At 71.5% G+C, this 18,645-nt stretch carries 17 protein-coding genes, 1 tRNA gene and 1 pseudogene; 10 read left to right on the top strand and 9 right to left on the bottom strand.

Translation table 11 applies throughout. From position 1 onward, the window contains the following. Positions 1–50 precede the first annotated feature (50 nt). Complete coding sequence (locus tag FHS34_RS24350; protein WP_184968988.1) at positions 51–1,436, bottom strand: cellulase family glycosylhydrolase; 1,386 nt, start codon at positions 1,434–1,436, stop codon at positions 51–53. Positions 1,437–1,519: 83 nt separating this feature from the next. Here FHS34_RS24350 and FHS34_RS24345 point away from each other — a divergent pair. After that, a pseudogene (locus FHS34_RS24345) lies at positions 1,520–2,222 on the top strand (aldo/keto reductase). 12 nt (positions 2,223–2,234) lie between these two features. On the opposite strand, the gene FHS34_RS24340 reads toward FHS34_RS24345, so the two are convergent. Genes FHS34_RS24340 through FHS34_RS24330 form a run of 3 tightly spaced genes read right to left on the bottom strand, consistent with a single transcriptional unit; the run spans position 2,235 to position 5,421 of the window. Then, a complete protein-coding gene (locus FHS34_RS24340) occupies positions 2,235–3,122 on the bottom strand; it encodes a carbohydrate ABC transporter permease (protein WP_184968986.1) in 888 nt (295 codons plus the stop codon). Further along, on the bottom strand, positions 3,119–4,099 hold the full coding sequence (locus tag FHS34_RS24335; RefSeq protein WP_184968984.1) for a carbohydrate ABC transporter permease: 981 nt from the start codon (positions 4,097–4,099) through the stop codon (positions 3,119–3,121). Before FHS34_RS24335 ends, FHS34_RS24340 begins: the two co-directional genes overlap by 4 nt. Positions 4,100–4,107: 8 nt before the next feature. After that, positions 4,108–5,421: an ABC transporter substrate-binding protein gene (locus tag FHS34_RS24330; protein ID WP_184968982.1), complete on the bottom strand. Its 1,314-nt coding sequence runs from the start codon at positions 5,419–5,421 to the stop codon at positions 4,108–4,110. Positions 5,422–5,993: 572 nt separating this feature from the next. Here FHS34_RS24330 and FHS34_RS24325 point away from each other — a divergent pair. The 5 genes from FHS34_RS24325 to FHS34_RS24305 all read left to right on the top strand — a co-directional run bounded on the left by FHS34_RS24325 (position 5,994) and on the right by FHS34_RS24305 (position 10,284). Next, on the top strand, positions 5,994–7,013 hold the full coding sequence (locus FHS34_RS24325; protein WP_184968980.1) for a sugar ABC transporter substrate-binding protein: 1,020 nt from the start codon (positions 5,994–5,996) through the stop codon (positions 7,011–7,013). Further along, positions 7,013–8,089, top strand: coding sequence for an ABC transporter permease (locus FHS34_RS24320; RefSeq protein ID WP_184968978.1), 1,077 nt, complete (start codon positions 7,013–7,015; stop codon positions 8,087–8,089). Before FHS34_RS24325 ends, FHS34_RS24320 begins: the two co-directional genes overlap by 1 nt. Before the next feature lie 3 nt (positions 8,090–8,092). Then, positions 8,093–9,004, top strand: coding sequence for an ATP-binding cassette domain-containing protein (locus FHS34_RS24315; protein ID WP_184968976.1), 912 nt, complete (start codon positions 8,093–8,095; stop codon positions 9,002–9,004). Position 9,005: 1 nt separating this feature from the next. Continuing rightward, complete coding sequence (locus FHS34_RS24310; protein WP_184968973.1) at positions 9,006–9,914, top strand: sugar phosphate isomerase/epimerase family protein; 909 nt, start codon at positions 9,006–9,008, stop codon at positions 9,912–9,914. Positions 9,915–10,086: 172 nt separating this feature from the next. Further along, positions 10,087–10,284, top strand: a complete 198-nt coding sequence (locus FHS34_RS24305; RefSeq protein ID WP_184968971.1) for a hypothetical protein — start codon at positions 10,087–10,089, stop codon at positions 10,282–10,284. Positions 10,285–10,335: 51 nt separating this feature from the next. Here FHS34_RS24305 and FHS34_RS24300 read toward each other — a convergent pair whose 3' ends face one another. The 3 genes from FHS34_RS24300 to FHS34_RS24290 all read right to left on the bottom strand — a co-directional run bounded on the left by FHS34_RS24300 (position 10,336) and on the right by FHS34_RS24290 (position 13,569). After that, complete coding sequence (locus FHS34_RS24300) at positions 10,336–11,352, bottom strand: Gfo/Idh/MocA family protein (protein WP_184968969.1); 1,017 nt, start codon at positions 11,350–11,352, stop codon at positions 10,336–10,338. Between the two features lie 111 nt (positions 11,353–11,463). Continuing rightward, a complete protein-coding gene (locus FHS34_RS24295; protein ID WP_184968967.1) occupies positions 11,464–12,240 on the bottom strand; it encodes an SDR family oxidoreductase in 777 nt (258 codons plus the stop codon). A gap of 177 nt (positions 12,241–12,417) precedes the next feature. Beyond that, positions 12,418–13,569: a Gfo/Idh/MocA family protein gene (locus tag FHS34_RS24290; protein ID WP_184968966.1), complete on the bottom strand. Its 1,152-nt coding sequence runs from the start codon at positions 13,567–13,569 to the stop codon at positions 12,418–12,420. Between the two features lie 111 nt (positions 13,570–13,680). Here FHS34_RS24290 and FHS34_RS24285 point away from each other — a divergent pair, with 111 nt between their 5' ends. After that, entirely contained in the window at positions 13,681–14,703 is a 1,023-nt protein-coding gene (locus FHS34_RS24285) for a LacI family DNA-binding transcriptional regulator (protein WP_184968964.1), read from the top strand. Positions 14,704–14,727: 24 nt separating this feature from the next. On the opposite strand, the gene FHS34_RS24280 is transcribed toward FHS34_RS24285, so the two are convergent. Then, entirely contained in the window at positions 14,728–15,072 is a 345-nt protein-coding gene (locus FHS34_RS24280; protein WP_184968961.1) for a cupin domain-containing protein, read from the bottom strand. 142 nt (positions 15,073–15,214) lie between these two features. On the opposite strand from FHS34_RS24280, the gene FHS34_RS24275 reads away from it, so the two are divergent. Next, positions 15,215–15,727: a hypothetical protein gene (locus tag FHS34_RS24275; RefSeq protein WP_184968959.1), complete on the top strand. Its 513-nt coding sequence runs from the start codon at positions 15,215–15,217 to the stop codon at positions 15,725–15,727. A gap of 243 nt (positions 15,728–15,970) precedes the next feature. Here the strand turns inward: FHS34_RS24275 and FHS34_RS24270 are convergent, their stop codons facing one another. Beyond that, positions 15,971–16,549, bottom strand: a complete 579-nt coding sequence (locus tag FHS34_RS24270) for a TetR/AcrR family transcriptional regulator (RefSeq protein ID WP_184968956.1) — start codon at positions 16,547–16,549, stop codon at positions 15,971–15,973. A 203-nt stretch (positions 16,550–16,752) separates the two neighbouring features. Between FHS34_RS24270 and FHS34_RS24265 the strand changes: the two genes are divergently transcribed. Both FHS34_RS24265 and FHS34_RS24260 read left to right on the top strand, forming a co-directional pair. Continuing rightward, complete coding sequence (locus FHS34_RS24265; protein WP_184968955.1) at positions 16,753–18,183, top strand: MFS transporter; 1,431 nt, start codon at positions 16,753–16,755, stop codon at positions 18,181–18,183. Between the two features lie 45 nt (positions 18,184–18,228). Continuing rightward, positions 18,229–18,302: transfer RNA gene (locus tag FHS34_RS24260), tRNA-Pro, on the top strand. Positions 18,303–18,645: the final 343 nt, after the last annotated feature.

Below are 18,645 nucleotides of genomic sequence, written 5' to 3'. Positions count from 1 at the left end.
CAGTTTGCGATCGACGGCGCCCTGCGGCCGGCGTGGACCGGCCGGCCGGATCACCCGCGGCTCGTCCCGAGGTCCCGCTCGACGGTGACGGACGCCCGGCTGCCCGGGCCGGCCAGGATCCAGGCCCGGCCGGCGGACCGGCGCAGGACGCGGGCGCCGCCGCCGGCCGTGATCCGCCAGGAACCCGGCGGCAGGGACAGGACGCTCACCCGGCATCCGTGCGGTGCCGCGCGGTAGACCAGCCGGTACACGCCGGACCCGGAGTCGTACGACGCGGAGCCGACCGAGCCCGCCACCGTCTCCGCGTACGGCTCGGCGGTCAGCTCCTTGTTGGCGCGGAAGGCGCCGGTCCCGTCGACCGCGCAGTACCCGCCGCCGTAGCACCACACGTAGCCCGCCCAGCCCGAGGCGTACCGGCCCAGGGAGGCCATCGCGTCACGGTAGAAACGGTTCATGTTCGGCAGGCCGTTGTTCAGCGGACCCCACTCGCCGACCACGACCGGGACCCGGTACCGCCTCGGGTACTCGGTGACGGCCCGTTCGTACGCCTCGACCCAGCCGGCCCCGGGATCGTAGTCGGCGCCCGCCTCCATGGCCGTGTTGTAGAAGTGCGGGGCGTACACGACCCGGGGATCGTCGACGCGGCCGAGGCCGGTCGGCACGCCCTCGCCCACGACGGGGGTCGGTTCGACGAACAGCCAGGCGTCCCGGCCGGCCGGCCGGACCGCGTCGGCCAGGCGGTTGTACATCGGTGTGAGCTGGTCGCGTTCGATCCTGCGCGCGGCCGTCGCCAGGTCCTCCCCGGGACGCGCCTCGCCCATCGGCTCGTTGACGAGGTCGTAGCCGAGCACGGCCGGGTGGTGGGCGAAGCGGGTGGCGAGCGTACGCCACATGTCCGCCTGGGCGCGGCGCAGGTCCTCGTCCTCGTAGAGGTGGGTGAAGGCACGCTGCACGGCGGGCTCGAAGTACTCGGCGAACCAGTCGTCGGGGTGCGCGGTGAAGGGGAGCCCGTCGGTCCTGGTCGCCCACTCCGGTATCCCGCGGTGGCCGAAGGCGGGCCCGAAGACGTCCTGGTGGGCGTCGATGACCACCTTCACGTCGTGGCGTTCCGCCCAGTCGAGGACGCGCTCGATCCGGCGCAGGTAGCTCTGGCTGTACCGCCCCGGCTCCGGCTCCAGGTCGTCCCAGAAGACCAGCAGCCGGGTGAAGTCGAAGCCCTTGGCCCGCATGTCGCGCAGATGGCCTTCGGTGATGGCGGTGAGGGCCTCCTCGCCGCGGTGTGTCTTGTCCTCGATGTTCCAGCCGTGCAGGGTGAGGACCCGCCCCTGCCGGTCGGTGAGCCGGGGCAGGTCCTGGCCGGTCTGCCCGGCGTGGGCGGTGGCGGGGGCAAGCAGCGCGGCGACGACCGCGCTCGCCGTCAGAATCGCTCGCAGCACAGAAGACCTCCGGGCCGGCGGTGACGTGTGGTGCCGCGCATCCCATCAGCAGCCCGGCCATACTTCAAGTGCCTTCACTTCGCGTGCACTTCAGGCTGAACACCGACCCCGCCACCCGCCGGGAGGTGAGTGTGCTCGCGCTCGGCGCGATGCTGTTCGGCTCGCGCACCGACGCGAGGACCTCGTTCGCCGTACCCGGCCGCTGTGCCGAGGCAGTCGGTGCCCGCCCGCCGGCGCCCGGCACCGGCTGCACCGACGACGCCGAGGGCCTGTCCGCGAAGGTCATCCGTGAATCGGCCGACCGCAGCAGGGAGAGGCTCGGTGTGGAGCGGGCCCGTGCCCTCGCGGCGGCCGCGGGGCTGCCCGGCTACGAGGCCCTGCAGTACCAGCACAGCCATCTGCGTCCGCGCACCGACATGCCGAGCGAACTGTTCCCTGACGGCAGCCTCGGTGCCGCCGACGCCCAGCTCCGCAGCTGTCCGCGGGCGGAGCCGGAGCTGACCCTGGTGGCCTACTCGCCGCTGCTGACCGGCGCCTACAGCCGTGCCGGCAAGCCGCTGCCGCCGGACTACGACCACCCCGGCACCCCGGCCCGGCTCGCGGCGCTGCGCGAGGTGGCCCGGGAGACCGGGGCGGCCGTCAACGCCGGCCTGGCAGCTGGGCGGTGAACTGCCCGTCGTACCGCTCGTCGGTGCCTCCTCGGTGGCCCAGCTCGACGAGAGTCTCGCCGTCGTCGACCTGGAACTCACCGGCGGTCAGCGGGCCCTGCTGGACGCGGCCCACTGACCGCGCGGCGCCTCAGCCCTTGCCGGAGCCCAGCGTCAGGCCGCTGACGAACTGGCGCTGGAGCGCGAAGTAGACGGCCAGGGTCGGGATCGCGGTCAGCAGGGAGCCGGCCGCGACCAGGTTCGGGTCGGTGAAGTACTGGCCGGAGAGGTTGTTCAGGGCCGAGGTGACCGGCATGTTCTCGCCGGTCGAGATGAGCACGAGGGCCCAGAAGAAGTCGTTGTAGATCCAGATGGACAGCAGGGTCGCCAGCGCCGCCATCGCCGGCTTGCACAGGGGCAGCGTGATCTGCCAGTACAGCCGCCACACCGAGGCGCCGTCGACCAGGGCGGCCTCGGTCAGCTCGTGCGGCAGCGAGCGCATGTAGTTGCTCAGCACGAACGCGCAGAACCCGGACTGGAACGCCACATGGATCAGGACCAGGCCCAGGGCGGAGTCGTACAGCTTGCCGCTCGCGGTGATCCCCGGCAGGTCCGTGAGCAGGTACAGCCGGTACAGCGGGGTGATGACGACCTGCTGGGGGAGCAGGTTGCCCGCCGTGAACACCAGCAGCAGCGCGAGGTTGAGGCGGAAGTCGAACCGGCTGACGTAGAAGGCGACACAGGAGGACAGGAACAGCGTCAGCAGCACGGCCGGGATCGCGATGACCAGGGTGTTGCCGAAGTAGTGCAGCATGTCCGACTGCTGGAAGGCGTTCGTGAAGTTGTCGAAACTCAGCGTGTCCGGCCAGGAGACGTAGCCCTTGTCGCTGGTCTCGCTGTACGGGCGCAGGGCCGAGAAGACCGCCCAGAGCAGCGGGGCCAGCCAGGCCAGCGCCGTACCGGCGAGGAACACGTGCAGCAGGACCCGGGCGGGGCGGACCGGGGCGCGCCGCTTCAGCGGGGCGGTGGTGCCGCTCATGCGCGCCGCTCCTTCCGGAAGGTGGCGATCAGATACGGGATGATCACCGCGAGGGAGATCACCAGCAGTACGACGGCGATGGCGGATCCGTATCCGATGCGGCTGGACTCGCCGATGATGTTGTTGGTGACCAGGATCGACAGCAACTCGGTGCCCTGGGCGCCCTTGTTGAAGACGAAGACCAGGTCGAACGCGCGCAGTGCCTCGATGATGGTGACGACGAGGACGACCGTGTTGGTCGGGCGCAGGGTCGGGAAGATGACGTGCCGGAACGTCTGCCACTCGTTCGCGCCGTCCAGCGCGGAGGCCTCCCGCAGCGAAGGGTCGACACTCTTCAGGCCGGCCAGGTACAGGATCATCATGTAGCCGGTGTGCCGCCAGGACGCGGCGATCAGGACGGCCCAGAGGTTGAGGTCGGGGTCGCCGATCCAGTCGATGTAGTGGCCGGGCTCGTTGGCGCCGAGGACGCTGTTGATCAGGCCCGTGTCCGGGTTGTAGACCAGCTGCCAGACGAAGCCGATGCATGCCATCGAGATGACGACGGGCAGGAAGAACGCGGTCTGGTAGACCCGCGTGAACCGGATCCGCTTGTCCAGCTGGACGGCGAGGAACAGGCCGAACGGCGTCGGGACCAGGATCAGCGCGGCGAACCAGACGATGTTGTGCCGGACGGCCGGCCAGAACTGCGGGTTGTCGGTGAACAGCTGGCGGAAGTTGTCCAGGCCGACCCACTTGATCGAGTCGAACCCGATGCCGTCCCAGGTGGTGAAGGCGAGGAAGATCGAGGCGATGGCGGTGACCCAGACCAGGATCACGTGCAGGACGGTGGGCACGCCCGCCATCACGGCGAGCGTGAACCGGTCACGGCGGGTCAGCAGGCGCCGGTGGCCGTGCGTGACCCGCTTCTTCCCGGGGGCGGTCCCGGGCGGCGGCACGGCTGCCGCCGCCGGGGTCTTCGTCGTCGTGTCGGTGGTCATCGGGCCGCTCATGAGGAGGCGAAGATCGTCTTCTTCTGGCGTTCGACGGAGGACAGCAGGCCGTCCACGTCCTTGGGGTTCTGGAGGAACTTCTGCAGTCCCGGCTGCATCACCGTGGAGGTGAAGTCGGGCCGGCTGTCGCGGTCCATGAACTGGGTGAGGCTCTTGGCGCCGCCGATCATCTCGAACGCCTTCTTCTGCAGGGCCGAGTAGGAGGAGGTGTCGGCCTTGTGGGAGGCGGCGACCACGCTCGGGTCGGTCTTGAGGTACAGCTCCTCGGCCGCCGGGCTGCCCAGGTACTCCAGCAGCTTGACCACACCGGCGTGGTTCTTCGGGGACCTGCTGACCATGAAGCCGTCGGTCGGTGCCTCGACCGTGTCCTGGCCGTACGAGGAGTTGATCTCCGGGAAGGGGAAGAAGTCCAGGTCGTCCAGGTCGGCCCGGTTCGTGAACTGCTGGGCCACGAAGGAGCCCAGGAGGTACATGCCCGCCTTCTTCGACACCAGGGTCTGCGCGGCGTCCTGCCAGGTACGGCCCATGAAGCCGTCCTGGTGGTAGGGGAGGATCTCGGCCCAGTGGTCGAAGACGTCCTTCACCTTGGCGTCGGTCCAGGACGCCTTGCCCGCCATCAGTTCGACGTGGAAGTCGTAGCCGTTGAGACGGAAGTTGATCTGGTCGAAGGTGCCCATCGCCGGCCAGGCGTCCTTGTCGCCGAAGGCGAGCGGCACCAGGCCGTCCTTTTGCATCTGCTTCAGCAGGGCGACGAAGTCGTCCCAGGTGGCGGGTATCCGGTACCCGTGCTGCCGGAAAACGCTTCTGCGGTAGAAGACCGCCCAGGGATACGTGGTGAGCGGCACGAAGTAGAACGTGCCGTCCTCGCCCTTGCTGAGCTTCTTCATCGCCTCCGGGAAGTTGTCCCCGATCTTCGCCCACACGTCGTCGATCGGCGTGGCCAGTTTCTTCGCCGCGAAGAACTGCATGCGGTAACCGGCGAACCAGTGGAACACGTCGTCGGGAGTGCCCTGCAGATACGAGTTGATCTGCTCCTGAAAGGTGTTGTGGTCCTTGGTGTTCACGTCGACGGTGAGGCCGGACTGCTTCTTGAAGGCGGCGTAGACACTCTCGAACGCCGACTTCGGTACCGCGTCCGAGGCGTTGGAGCCGACGGTGACGGTCTTCGGGTCGGAGCCGGAAGCGCTGCCTCCGCAGGCGGACAGCAGGGGGGTGCCGGCCCCGGCGAGCAGGGCGGCACCGCTCGCTCCGCGCAGCAGGGAACGTCGGCTCGGGCCGGGGACGGAAAGGCCGGAAGGGGAGAGGCGCATGGCGGCTCCTGAGGAATCCGGGGTTCGGCCACGGGGATGAGTCGGTCACCGAAAGGTCGTCGAAACCGATCAGAAACCAACTCGACCGAACATCGTGGGCGTAATGACAGTCCCATGTCCGCGCATGAGTCAAGAGCTCCGGGCGCACTCGACGGTCTCTTGCCCGAAACGTAATCGTCATCGCCACCTGCGTTGTTGGGGCCGGCGGGCGAGGAATCCCCGCGCGGCCCGGACGGCCGAGGGGGCTGTGCGAAACAGGGGGTTCCGTTTCGGGTTCTGACCAGCGGCAGAAAGGCGAAGGCATGGCGGGGTGTCCAGTGGGCATGGTCGCCACCGGATCGAGCGCGCGATCACCCGGTGCCGTTCGCGGCCGGGTGCGGTGTACTGGGCTCATGTCTGCCGGGTGCGTGGCCGGGAGGGTGAGGGTGCCCGTGATTTGTACTTACATTCGGACCTGCTTGTGAAATGATGTCTTAACAAAGTATTGACAGCGGGCCCGGCAGAGACTTGTATCCCGTCCCAACGCATCCGCGTCCCTTGCCCCGTCGCACGCACAGTGAGGTGCAGGAAAGATGGACCGCTCTTCTCGCCCCCGCTCCCGCGGACCGGCCCCCCTCGTGGCCGTGGCCGCCGCGGCAGTCCTCACCCTGGCCGGCTGCTCCAGCAGTCACGGCGGCAAGAAGGCAGAGGAGGAAGCGGCGAACGCCGCCGCGGGCAAGGCCGACACCCCCCGCATGACCGTCGCGCTGGTCACCCACCAGGCGCCCGGCGACACCTTCTGGGACACCGTCCGCAAGGGGGCGGAGGCCGCGGCGGCCAAGGACAACGTCAAGCTCGTCTACTCCGCCGACCCGAACGCGGGCAACCAGGCCAACCTGGTGCAGAACGCGATCGACCAGAAGGTCGACGGCATCGCGATCACCCTGGCCAAGCCCGACGCGATGAAGGGCGTGATCGCGGGCGCGGAGCGGGCCGGCATCCCCGTGGTCGGTCTCAACTCGGGAGTGAGCGACTGGAAGAAGCTCGGCCTGCTGGAGTTCTTCGGTCAGGACGAGAGCGTGGCGGGCGAGGCGCTCGGCGACAAGCTCAACACCACCGGCGCCAAGAAGATCATCTGCGTCATCCAGGAGCAGGGCAACGTCGGCCTCACCCAGCGCTGCGACGGCGTGAAGAAGACGTTCAAGGGCACGGCTGAGACCCTGTACGTGAACGGCACCGACATGCCGTCCGTGGGGTCGACGATCACGGCGAAGCTGAAGCAGGACAGCTCCGTCGACACCGTCGTCACCCTCGGCGCCCCCTTCGCCATGACCGCGGTCCAGTCGGTGGGCGACGCCGGCAGCAAGGCCAAGGTGGCCACCTTCGACCTCAACAAGGAACTGGTCAAGGCGGTCCAGAACGGCACCATCGAGTTCGCCGTCGACCAGCAGCCCTGGCTGCAGGGCTATCTGGCGGTCGACGCGCTGTGGCTCTACAAGAACAACGGCAACTACAGCGGCGGCGGTGAGCAGCCGGTGCTCACCGGACCGGCCTTCGTCGACAAGTCGAACGTCGACAAGGTCGCCGAGTTCGCCGCGAAGGGCACCCGGTGATGAGCATGTCCCAGCAGGCTCAGCCGGCGGTGGACAGGCCGCCGGCGTCCGGCCCGAAGCGGACCGACGGCCGCACCGCCCGCCGCCCGCTGCCCCTGCGGCTCCTGGCGCGGCCCGAGGTGGGCGTCTTCCTCGGGGCCCTCGCCGTCCTGGTGTTCTTCCTGATCACCGCGCCGCCCGTGCGGGACGGCAGCTCGATGGCGAACATCCTGTACCAGTCGTCGACGATCGGGATCATGGCGCTGCCGGTGGCCCTGCTGATGATCGGCGGCGAGTTCGACCTGTCCTCCGGCGTCGCGGTGATCTCCTCCGCGCTCACCGCGAGCATGATCAGCTACCAGCTGACCCTGAACGTGTGGACCGGCGTGATCGTCGCCCTGGTCGCGTCCCTCGCGATCGGCGCGTTCAACGGCTGGATGGTGGTGAAGACCGGGCTGCCCAGCTTCCTGGTCACCCTCGGCACCTTCCTGATCCTCCAGGGCGCCAACCTCGCGGTCACCAAGCTCGTCACGAGCAACGTCGCCACCGACGACATCAGCGACATGGACGGCTTCGGCCAGGCCAAGAAGATCTTCGCCTCCTCCTTCGACGTGGGCGGGGTCCAGGTGAAGATCACCGTGGTCTGGTGGCTGGTCTTCGCCGCCCTGGCCACCTGGGTGCTGCTGCGCACCAAGTACGGCAACTGGATCTTCGCGGTCGGCGGCAACAAGGACAGCGCCCGCGCGGTCGGCGTCCCGGTGACCTTCACCAAGATCTCGCTGTTCATGCTGGTCGGGTTCGGCGCCTGGTTCGTCGGCATGCACAACCTGTTCGCGTTCAACACCGTGCAGTCCGGCGAGGGCGTCGGGCAGGAGCTGATCTACATCGCCGCGGCCGTCATCGGAGGCTGCCTGCTCACCGGCGGCTACGGCTCGGCCATCGGCCCGGTCTTCGGCGCGTTCATGTTCGGCATGGTGCAGCAGGGCATCGTCTACGCCGGCTGGAACCCCGACTGGTTCAAGGCCTTCCTCGGCGTGATGCTGCTCGGCGCCGTCCTGATCAATCTGTGGGTCAGCCGCGCGGCGACCCGGAGGTGACCCATGACTGACAACCCATCCGGAACCCACGGCGCCGTCCTGAAGGACAGCGCCCCCGCCGAGGGCGGGCCCCTGGTCGAACTGCGCGGCGCCGGAAAGTCCTACGGCAACATCCGCGCCCTGCACGGCGTCGACCTCCAGGTCCACGCCGGCCGGGTCACCTGCGTGCTCGGCGACAACGGCGCCGGCAAGTCCACTCTCATCAAGATCATCTCAGGGCTGCACCGGCACACCGAGGGCGACTTCCTCGTCGACGGCCGGCCGGTGCGTTTCGCCACCCCGCGCGAGGCCCTCGACCGCGGTATCGCCACCGTCTACCAGGACCTCGCCACCGTCCCGCTGATGCCGGTGTGGCGGAACTTCTTCCTCGGCTCGGAGATGACCCGGGGACCCTGGCCCGTCCGCCGCCTCGACATCGCCCGGATGAAGGCCACCGCCGACCGGGAACTGCGCAACATGGGCATCGCCCTGGACGACCTGGAACAGCCCATCGGCACCCTCTCCGGCGGCCAGCGCCAGTGCGTGGCCATCGCCCGGGCCGTCTACTTCGGCGCCCGCGTCCTCATCCTGGACGAGCCGACCGCCGCCCTCGGCGTGAAGCAGTCCGGCGTGGTGCTCAAGTACATCGCCGCCGCCCGCGACCGCGGCCTCGGCGTCATCTTCATCACCCACAACCCCCACCACGCCTACATGGTCGGCGACCACTTCAGCGTCCTGCGCCTGGGCACCCTCGAACTGTCCGCCGACCGCAGCGAGATCGGCCTGGAGGAGCTGACCAACCACATGGCCGGCGGCGCCGAACTCGCCGCGCTCAAGCACGAGCTGGCCCAGGTCCGGGGCGTCGACGTCGAGGAACTGCCCGAGGAGAGCGACCTGACCGCACCCGTGGCGACCTCCCCGGAAGGAACACCCTGAGATGGCGCACCCCACCCCGCTCGACCGCATCCGGGTCGGCTCGGCCCCCGACTCCTGGGGCGTCTGGTTCCCCGACGACCCGCGCCAGGTGCCCTGGGACCGCTTCCTCGACGAGGTCGCCGGGGCCGGCTACGACTGGATCGAGCTGGGCCCGTACGGCTACCTGCCCACCGACCCGGCGCGGCTCACCGAGGAGGTGGCCCGGCGGAACCTGAAGGTCTCGGCGGGCACCGTCTTCACCGGCATGCACCGCGGCCCCGCCGTCTGGGAGGAGACCTGGGCCCACGTCAGCCAGGTCGCCGCGCTCACCGGGGCCATGGGCGCCCGGCACCTGGTGGTGATCCCCTCCTTCTGGCGGGACGACAGGACCGCCGAGATCCTGGAGCCGCCCGAGCTGACCGCCGAGCAGTGGGCCCACCTGACGAAGGGCATGGAGCGGCTCGGCCACGAGGTCAGGGAGACCTACGGCCTGGACATCGTCGTGCACCCGCACGCCGACACCCACATCGACACCGAGCAACACGTCGAACGCTTCCTGGACTCGACCGACGCCGACCTGGTCGGCCTCTGCCTGGACACCGGGCACTACGCCTACTGCGGCGGCGACAGCGTCAAGCTGATCGAGACCTACGGCGAGCGCATCGGGTACCTGCACCTGAAGCAGGTCGACCCGGAGATCCTCGCCGGGGTGGTCGCGGGCGGGGTGCCGTTCGGGCCGGCCGTGCGGCGCGGGGTGATGTGCGAACCGCCCTCCGGCGTCCCGGAGCTGGGGCCGGTGCTGCAGGCGGCGCAGAAGCTGGGTGTGGAGCTGTTCGCCATCGTCGAGCAGGACATGTACCCGTGCGAGCCGGACGTACCGCTGCCGATCGCCGTACGCACCCGCCGCTTCCTCAGGTCCTGCGGAGCCTGACGGCTCCCCCCCCAAAAAGAGATCCGGAGAGGCCCGGAAGGGGTTTCCCCGCCCGCGCGCGGTTCCTGCGGTACCACGACGGATTCGGCCAGCGGATGGCCGGGAACCAACCAGGGGCACGCGGGCGTTCTCACCGACGACGGGGGAACGCCCGCGCGGACGGGAGGACGAGATGGCACACCGCACGGAACTCCACGAGACGCCCCAGGAAGCCGCCGAAGCGGCCGCCGCCCGGCGGCACGAGCGCTTCGGCCACCTGCCCGAGCGGATACGCCCGCAGGACACGGTGGAGACGAAGCCGGCGACCCTGCCCGACCCGGCGCGGGACACGTACAACCCGGACGAGTGGCTGATCCGCTACTGCGGCTGACCCCGGCACGCCGACGGCGCCCGGCAGATGCCCGGGCGCCGTCGGCGTGCCTCATTCCCCTCGCGATTCCCCTCGCGCCTCCGCGAGCGTCACCGGCCGGTGCTCGTGCAGCGACCGGGTGCAGGCCTCGGCGATCCAGCCGGCCTCCAGGGCGTCCTCGACCGTGCACGGGGAGGGCCGGGTGCCGGCCACCACCTCGGTGAACGCGGTGAGTTCGGCGCGGTAGGCGTCGGCGAAGCGGTCCATGAAGAAGTCGTGCGGGGTGCCGGAGGGGAAGGTGACACCGGGCTCGACCGAGCGGAGCGGAAGCCGGTCGTCCAGGCCGACGGCGATCGAGTCGGCGAAGCCGTGGAGCTCCATGCGCACATCGTGACCGCGCCCGTTGTGCCGGGAGTTGGACACCACCGCGATCGTGCCGTCGTCCAGCGTCAGGACCGCGCCGGTGGTGTCGGCGTCGCCGGCCGCCGCGATGTAGTCGGCGCCCCGGTTGCCGCCCACCGCGTACACCTCGGTGACCTCACGGCCCGTCACCCAGCGGATGATGTCGAAGTCGTGCACGGAGCAGTCGCGGAAGATCCCGCCGGACGCGGCCACGTACGCGGCCGGGGGCGGCGCCGGGTCCAGGGTCGTGGAGCGGACCGTGTGCAGCTTGCCCAGCTCACCGGCCCGCACGGCGGCCCGCGCGGCGGCGAAGCCCGCGTCGAAGCGCCGGTTGAAACCGATCTGGATCGGTACGCCGCGGCCCCGGACGGCCGCGAGCACCTCGACGCCCGCCGCCATGGTGCGGGCCACCGGCTTCTCGCAGAAGACCGGCACCCCGGCCGCCACCCCCGCCCGGATCAGCTCCGGGTGGGCGTCCGTGGCCGCCGCGACGACGATGCCGTCCACGCCGGCCGCCAGCAGGGCCTCCGGTGAGTCCGCGACCTCGGCCCCGAACCGTTCGGCGGCGGCCTTGGCCGCCTGCGCGAACGGGTCGGTGACGACGAGCGACTCGACGGCGTCGAGGGCGGAGAGGGTCTCGGCGTGGAAGGCGCCGATGCGGCCGAGACCGAGGATTCCGATGCGCATGTGCTCCACTGCTCCTTGTGCGTGGTTGCTGTCCGTCGCCGGGTCCGGGGCACCGCCCCGGACCCGGTAGCCCTTCGGGCCCGGCCTCGACCGCCGGACGGGCCCGGTCCTTCAGTCCAGCCCGCCCAGAACGTTCTGGTCCCAGTCGATCACCGACCCCGTGACCACCCCGGACCGCTCGGACAGCAGGAACACCACGAAGTCCGCGATCTCGTCCGGCCGGCCGAGCCTGCCCATCGGCAGCCGGGCCCCGGCCCGCTCCCGCCAGTCGTCGCCCGCGCCGTGGAAGGCGCGCTGGGTGGCGTCCTCGCCCTCCGTCGCGGTCCAGCCGATGTTCAGGCCGTTGATCCGGATCCGGTCCCGGCGGTGGGCGTGCGCCGCGTTCCGGGTGAGACCCATGAGACCTGCCTTGGCGGCGACGTACGGCGCGAGGAACGGCTGTCCGCCGTGCGCCGACGAGGTGATGATGTTGACGATCGTGCCGGGCGCCTCGCGGGCCGTCATGTCGGCGACCGCCGCCTGCATCGCGAAGAACGGCCCCCTGAGGTTGACCGCGATGTGCGCGTCGAACAGCTCCGGCGTGGTGTCCAGCAGCGTGCCCCGCGAGGTCAGACCGGCCGAGTTCACCAGGCAGTCGATCCGGCCGTACGCGTCCACGACCTCGGCCACCGACGCCTTGGCCTGCTCGGCGTCCGCCAGGTCGGCGCGCACGTACAGCGCCCGGCCCCCGGCGGCCGACAGCTCCGCCACCAGCGCCTCGCCCGGCTCCGTGCGCCGCCCGGTCACCGCCACGACGGCCCCCTCCCGGACCGCGGCCCGCGCGACCGCGGCCCCCACGCCCTGGCTGCCCCCGTTGACGAGGACGACCTTGTCGTCGAGAAGTCCCATGCGTGCCTCAGCTCTCCCGGTTCCGACGGACATCGGTGTTCCTCTTTCGCTCACGGGAACGGCGCGGCCTTGCGTCTGGTGATGCGCTTCCACGGCGCGCTGCCGCCCGCGGGACCGCCGCTGCCGGCGGCGATCCAGGTGGTCGCCGTACCACATGCCTCCCGCCTGAGCCGCCGCCTACAGGCCGACCCACCGGCCGCTCTCCGCGGACCGTGCCATGGCGTCGAGCACGGTGGCGCTGTGCACCGCGTCCGCGAGCGTGGCGCCGTAGGGCGTGCCCTCCGCGACGGAGCGTACGAAGCGGTACGCCTCGATCACCTTCAGGTCGTCGTAGCCCATCGCGTTGGCCGCGCCCGGCTGGAACGCGGCGAACTCGCCGGCGCCCGGCCCGACGTACACGGTGCTCACCGGCTGGTCCTGGTATGTGGTGCCGCGGCTCACCCTCAGTTCGTTCATCCGGCGGAAGTCCCAGAAGACCGCGCCCCGGGTGCCGTGCACCTCGAAGCCGTAGTTGTTCTGCTCGCCGACCGAGACGCGGCAGGCCTCCAGGACCCCGCGGGCGCCGGAGGCGAAGCGCAGCAGGCAGCCGGCGTAGTCCTCGTTCTCGACCAAGCCCGGCTCGCCGCCCGAGGCCAGGGTGTGCCCGGCCGTGGCCCCGGCCGGGCGGGCGCGCTCCGGTACGAAGACAGCGGTGTCGGCGGTGAGGGAGGCGATGTCGCCGAGCAGGAAGCGGGCCAGGTCGGCACCGTGCGAGGCCAGGTCGCCGAGCACCCCGCTGCCGCCGCGCTCCCGCTCGTACCGCCAGGTCAGGGCGCCGTCCGGATGGGCCGCGTAGTCGCTGAGGAGACGGATGCGGACGTGGGTGACCCTGCCGATCCCGCCGGACGCGATCAGCTCGCGGGCGGACTCCACGGCGGGCGCGTTGCGGTAGTTGAAGCCGACCGTGCCCTGCACGCCGGCCTCGGCGACCGCGTCCGCGACCGCGCGGGCGTCCCCGGCGGTCAGGCCCACCGGCTTCTCGATCCAGAGGTGCTTGCCGGCCTCGGCCATCGCCACACCGATCTCCCGGTGCAGGAAGTTCGGCGCCGTGACGCTGACGGCCCGCACCCGTGGGTCGGCGGCCACCTCCCGCCAGTCCCGGGTCGCGGAGGCGAACCCGAAGCGCTCGGCGGCCTCCTCGGCCCGCCCCGGCACCTCCTCGGCGACCGTGACCAGCCGGGGCCGCAGCGGGAGCCGGGGATAGTGGTGCGGGAGCCGGGCGTACGCCTGGGTGTGCACGCGGCCCATCCAGCCGAATCCGATGACGGCGACACCCAGCGCTTCCACCATGACAGCCCCTCTTTGGACCGGTCCATCTTTCGTCCAGGCCACCTTTGAGCCGACATTGCCAGTGTGTCAACCCTTTGACAGGGCGGCACGCCGCATGGAACGGTCCATGCCATGAGACCGCCGACGATCCGCGACGTGGCCGAACGGGCCGGTGTGTCGAAGTCGCTGGTCTCCCTGGTGCTGCGCGGCTCCGGCCCGGTGCGCCCCGAGAAGCGGGAGGCGGTGCTGCGGGCCGTGCGGGAGCTGGGCTACCGCCCGAACGCGGCGGCCCGCAGCCTCAGCGAACAGCGCAGCCGCACCGTCGGCGTCGTCCTGGACGACCTGCGCAACCCCTGGTTCGTGGAGCTGCTCGACGGACTCAACTCCCTGCTGCACGCGGCCGGCCTGCACATGCTGCTCGCCGACGCCCGCCTCAACCGGCGCATGGGCCACGACCTGGCCGAACCCTTCCTGGATCTGGGTGTCGACGGACTGGTGGTCGTCGGCACGGTCCCGGACGCGGGTGCGCTCGGCACCCTGGCCCGGCGGATGCCGGTGGTCGTGGCGGGTGCCCGCGAGGCGCAGCCGCCGGGCGTGGACGTCGTGGCCGGGGACGACGAGCGGGGCGCCCGGCTCGTCACCGAGCACCTGCTCGGGCTCGGCCACCGCCGGATCGCGCACCTGGCGGGCCACGGTGCCGTCGGCGCACTGCGCCGGCGCGGCTTCGAGACGGCGATGCGGGCGCACGGCGCCGAGCCGCTGGTCGAACCGGGCGACCTGACCGAGGAGGGCGGCTACCGCGGGACCGTACGGCTGCTCGGCCGCCCGGAGCGGCCCACGGCGCTCTTCGCCGTCAACGACATGGCCGCGGTGGGCGCGCTGTCGGCGGCCGTGGAGCTGGGGCTGCGCGTGCCCCGGGACCTGTCGGTGGCGGGGTACGACAACACCGCCATCTCCCGGTTGCGGCACGTCTGGCTGACCACCGTGGACACCGCTCCGTACGAGACCGGCCGGCGCGCCGCCGGCCTCCTGCTGGACCGCCTGGCCGGTCACGGCGGCGACGGCGGCGTCGAGCTGGCCCCGCCGACGCTCCAGGTACGGGGGACGACGGGACCGCCGGACGGTCCGGAGGCGGCCGGCACCCCGGCGTCGTAGCCGGGCGGTGGGCGGCCCCGGGCGTCAGAGACTGATCGCGTACGCCTTGCGCAGCGTCTCGTGCACGGTCCATGTCGTACGGTCGCCCGCGCGCAGCACCGCCATGTCGCCGGGCCCCACCCGAAGCGTCGGCCCGTCCTCCACCTCGATCGTCGCCGAGCCGCTGATCACGACGAACAGCTCGTCCGCCTCCGTGTCCGTGACCACCCCGGGGGTGATCTGCCAGACGCCCCGGACCTGCCGCCCGTCCGGCGACTCCCAGACCACCTTTCCGGTGACCTCGGGGCTGCCGGAGACGATCTGTTCCGGGTCCAGGGGCTCGGGTTCGAGGTCGGCGTCGGGGACATGGAGCGCGAAGCTGTGCGTCATGAGCCCGACCCTAGCCGCCGGGTGAGCCGTGGCGGCGTGGACAGAGTGTGCGGCATCGGGCCTGGTCGGAGGACACTTCGTCGGGCGCGGACGGGTGGGGCGCGCACTGGCGGGGGCGCCGGGGCCGGGTGATCGTGGGGACATGGCTGACTCCACGGCGGCCGGTCCACCACCCGGGCGGCACAGCATGCGCGAGATGGTCCTGTTCGGCGGGGTGTACGGGGCCGTCCTCGCCAGCTCGATGGTCGCGGCGCTCACCCGGTACGGGCACACGTCCGCCGAGGTCCGTGGCTATGACGCCGCGTGGGTGCTGGTGACCGCGTGCGCCTCGGCCCTGGCCCACGGCTACGCCCACTACATCGCCGAGCGGACTCCGCACCGCCGGTGGGACGTGTTCCTCGCGGTGCGCGACGAGTGGCCGCTGGTCACGGCCGTGCTGCCGACGGTGTTCCTGCTCGCGGGCGCGCGGTGGGGGTGGTGGGCCGCGAAGGGCGTCGAGTACACGGCCTTCGCCCTCAACATCGTGATCCTGTTCGTGCTCGGCCTCCTCACGGCCCGCTGGTCGGCACGGCGCTGGCCGGTCGCCGTCCTCATGGGGCTGGGGGACGCGATGCTCGGGCTGATCGTGGTGGCGGCGAACGCGCTCATCAAGTAGCCGCCGGAGACCGTGGGCACCCGAGTCGGGCCCGGCGGGCAACGGCGGGCAGCGGAGGGCGTCCGTGGGGCACCGGTCCGGGACCGGCGGCCGGCGGCGGGCGTCCGCCGGGAGGCCGCCGACCTCGTGGGGGCGGTGGCCGGAGCGCGGCCGGGCATCGGCCGTACCGCACCGGGGCGCGGAGGGACCGGATGCGGAGCTTCCGGAGACCGGGTGCCGGGTGTGTGGGGCGGCGGGGCGGTGTCAGCGGCCGGCGCGGACTCCGTCCAGGGCGATGGCCAGGACCCGGTTCCGCTGGGCGTCGTCGTCGAAGACGGTCGCCGTGATCCCGGCGACCATCCGCAGCAGGTCCCCGAAGTCCATGTCCGCCCGGGCGGCGCCGGTCCGCTGCGCGCGCTCCAGCAGCGGGCCGCCGGCCGCGTACATGGACTCGCGGCAGGCCTGGAAGATGCCGGACTCGCCGTCGAGGGCCTCGCGCACCGCCCGCTTGGTGACCATGTATCCGGCGAACCGGTCCAGCCAGGCCGTCAGGGCCTCCCAGGGCTCCCGGTCCGCGAGTTCGGCGGCCGCCCGGCACAGGGTGTTGACCTCGTCCGCGTAGACGGTCTCGAAGAGATCGCGGCGGGTGGGGAAGTTCCGGTACAGCGTGCCGATGCCGACGCCGGCGCGGCGGGCGATGTCCTCCAGGGAGGCCTCGGCCCCGTGCTCGGCGAACGCCTCGCGGGCGGCGTCGAGCAGGGCGTCGTAGTTGCGGGCGGCGTCCTTACGGTGCGGGCGGCGGGTCGCCACGATCTCGCTGACGGGGAACGGCGTGGCCGTCACTGCTGCCTCCCGGGAAGAGGGCCGATTGAACCGGAGGGGTACCTCCGCTACAGTGGAGGGGTACCTCCACTTTACCAGTGCGGGGTGGCTCCGCCGTGGCCGGACGCGGCCCGCGAGCCGGCCTCCGCATCTCTCGCGCGGCCCGTACAGCCGTGCCCCGACCGCTCGACCCTCCGCATCCCTGTCCTCGGAGAGGCTTCCTCATGTCCCGCCCGTCGACGCGCCTCACCTTCGCGGTCCTCGCGACCGGTGCCGGCGTGTTCTCCATGCTGCAGTCGCTGATCGCACCGGCCCTGCCGACCGTCCAGCACGCCCTGCACACCTCCCAGTCCACCGCGACCTGGGTGATGACGGCCTATCTGCTGTCCGCCTCGGTCTTCACCCCGATCCTCGGCCGAATCGGCGACCTCGCCGGCAAGAAGCGGACCCTGGTCGCCGTCCTGGTCACCGTCCTCGCGGGCTGTCTCATCGCCGCGCTCGCCCCGAGCATCGGCGTGCTCATCGTCGCCCGGGTCGTCCAGGGCGTCGGCGGCGCCCTGTTCCCGCTCTCCTTCGGCATCATCCGGGACGAGTTCGCCCCGGCCGAGGTCAGCGGCAGCATCAGCAACCTCTCCGCCGTGATCGCGGCCGGCGGCGGTGTCGGCATGGTGGCCGCGGGGCCGATCGTGTCCGCGCTCGACTACCGCTGGCTGTTCTGGATCCCGGTGGGGATCGTCGCCCTGACCGTCCTGATCGCCCTGCGTCATGTTCCCGAGTCGCCCAAGAGGGCGCAGGGCAGGGTCAGTTGGGGTGGCGCCGTGCTGCTCTCCGGCTGGCTGGTGGCCCTGCTGCTGCCCCTCAGTCAGGCCGGGCGGTGGGGCTGGGGCTCGGCGAAGGTGCTCGGCCTGTTCGCCCTCGCCGTCCTGCTGTTCGCGGTGTGGCTGGCGGCCGAGGCCCGTTCACGCAGCCCGCTCATCGATCTGCGGGTGCTGCGGCTGCCCGCGGTCTGGACGACCAACACCGCCGCCCTGCTGTTCGGCGCCGGCATGTACTCCATCTGGTCGTTCCTGCCCGGGTTCGTCCAGACGCCCACCGTGGCGGGCTACGGCTTCGGTGCCGGCGTGACCGCGTCCGGCCTGCTCATGCTGCCGATGCTCGTCGCGATGTTCCTCTCCGGCGTCCTGTCGGGCCGCCTGGAGCCACGCGTCGGCGCCAAGGCGCTGCTCACCACGGGAGCCGCGTTCGGCGCGCTGGCCTGTGGCTTCCTCACCCTCTGGCATGACGCCCAGTGGCAGATCGCCGTCGTCGCCGGGCTGTTCGGGCTCGGCATCGGACTGGCCTTCGCCTCGATGGCCAACCTCATCGTGGGCAGTGTGCCGCCGGAACAGACCGGCGCCGCGACCGGGATGAACGCCAACATCCGCACCATCGGCGGCTCCATCGGCGCCGCGCTCACCAGCGTCCTGGTCACCGGCCGGCTCCAGCCCTCGGGCCTGCCGTACGCCTCCGGGTACACCCACGGCTGGGCCCTGCTCGCCCTGCTCTGCCTGGCCGCGACGGGGGCGGCCCTGCTCGTCCCGGCCCGCCGCCCCGGCCGCCCGGCCGAGCCACGGCCCGTGCCGGGGCAGACACCGGCACCCGCGCGCGTGCGGTAGGGTTGACCTGCGTGATCACACGGAACGTCCCGCGTGAGACCGCAACGGGACGTGGCGCAGCTTGGTAGCGCACTTGACTGGGGGTCAAGGGGTCGCAGGTTCAAATCCTGTCGTCCCGACTTGTGAGAGTCGCAGGTCAAGGGCCGTTTCAGAGGAATCTGGAACGGCCCTTCGATCATTCCTGGGGACCGGTCGGGGACCGCCCACTCGTGCCGGTCCGATGCGCACCTGGACGCGCCGTGCCGCCGTCCGCGCAACAGCGCGTTCCATGTGCCGACTCCCCCGTCCGGCCTCGGTGTTGGCGGATCCGTGGCCGGAACGGGGACGGTGCTGCCCGGGTGTGGCTCAGGCGTCGATGATGACCGGGATGATGAGGGGCTGGCGGCGGTAGGTGCGGAACGCCCAGTTCGCCACGGCCCGGGCGACGAGCTGTTCGAGTTGGCGCGCGTCCCCGACGCCTTC

Origin of the sequence: Streptomyces echinatus (genome assembly GCF_014203595.1) — a bacterium.
Lineage (GTDB): Bacteria > Actinomycetota > Actinomycetes > Streptomycetales > Streptomycetaceae > Streptomyces > Streptomyces echinatus.
The sequence above is the reverse complement of the archived record's forward strand: the minus strand, read 5'-3'. Positions and strand labels throughout refer to the sequence as shown.

Excerpts from the sequence above, each read along its gene's own strand:
- FHS34_RS24340 (WP_184968986.1), bottom strand. The coding sequence starts at position 3,122 with ATGAGCGGCACCACCGCCCCGCTGAAGCGGCGCGCCCCGGTCCGCCCC.
- FHS34_RS24335 (WP_184968984.1), bottom strand. The coding sequence starts at position 4,099 with ATGACCACCGACACGACGACGAAGACCCCGGCGGCGGCAGCCGTGCCG.
- FHS34_RS24330 (WP_184968982.1), bottom strand. The coding sequence starts at position 5,421 with ATGCGCCTCTCCCCTTCCGGCCTTTCCGTCCCCGGCCCGAGCCGACGT.
- FHS34_RS24325 (WP_184968980.1), top strand. The coding sequence starts at position 5,994 with ATGGACCGCTCTTCTCGCCCCCGCTCCCGCGGACCGGCCCCCCTCGTG.
- FHS34_RS24320 (WP_184968978.1), top strand. The coding sequence starts at position 7,013 with ATGAGCATGTCCCAGCAGGCTCAGCCGGCGGTGGACAGGCCGCCGGCG.
- FHS34_RS24315 (WP_184968976.1), top strand. The coding sequence starts at position 8,093 with ATGACTGACAACCCATCCGGAACCCACGGCGCCGTCCTGAAGGACAGC.
- FHS34_RS24310 (WP_184968973.1), top strand. The coding sequence starts at position 9,006 with ATGGCGCACCCCACCCCGCTCGACCGCATCCGGGTCGGCTCGGCCCCC.
- FHS34_RS24305 (WP_184968971.1), top strand. The coding sequence starts at position 10,087 with ATGGCACACCGCACGGAACTCCACGAGACGCCCCAGGAAGCCGCCGAA.
- FHS34_RS24300 (WP_184968969.1), bottom strand. The coding sequence starts at position 11,352 with ATGCGCATCGGAATCCTCGGTCTCGGCCGCATCGGCGCCTTCCACGCC.
- FHS34_RS24295 (WP_184968967.1), bottom strand. The coding sequence starts at position 12,240 with ATGGGACTTCTCGACGACAAGGTCGTCCTCGTCAACGGGGGCAGCCAG.
- FHS34_RS24290 (WP_184968966.1), bottom strand. The coding sequence starts at position 13,569 with ATGGTGGAAGCGCTGGGTGTCGCCGTCATCGGATTCGGCTGGATGGGC.
- FHS34_RS24285 (WP_184968964.1), top strand. The coding sequence starts at position 13,681 with ATGAGACCGCCGACGATCCGCGACGTGGCCGAACGGGCCGGTGTGTCG.
- FHS34_RS24280 (WP_184968961.1), bottom strand. The coding sequence starts at position 15,072 with ATGACGCACAGCTTCGCGCTCCATGTCCCCGACGCCGACCTCGAACCC.
- FHS34_RS24275 (WP_184968959.1), top strand. The coding sequence starts at position 15,215 with ATGGCTGACTCCACGGCGGCCGGTCCACCACCCGGGCGGCACAGCATG.
- FHS34_RS24265 (WP_184968955.1), top strand. The coding sequence starts at position 16,753 with ATGTCCCGCCCGTCGACGCGCCTCACCTTCGCGGTCCTCGCGACCGGT.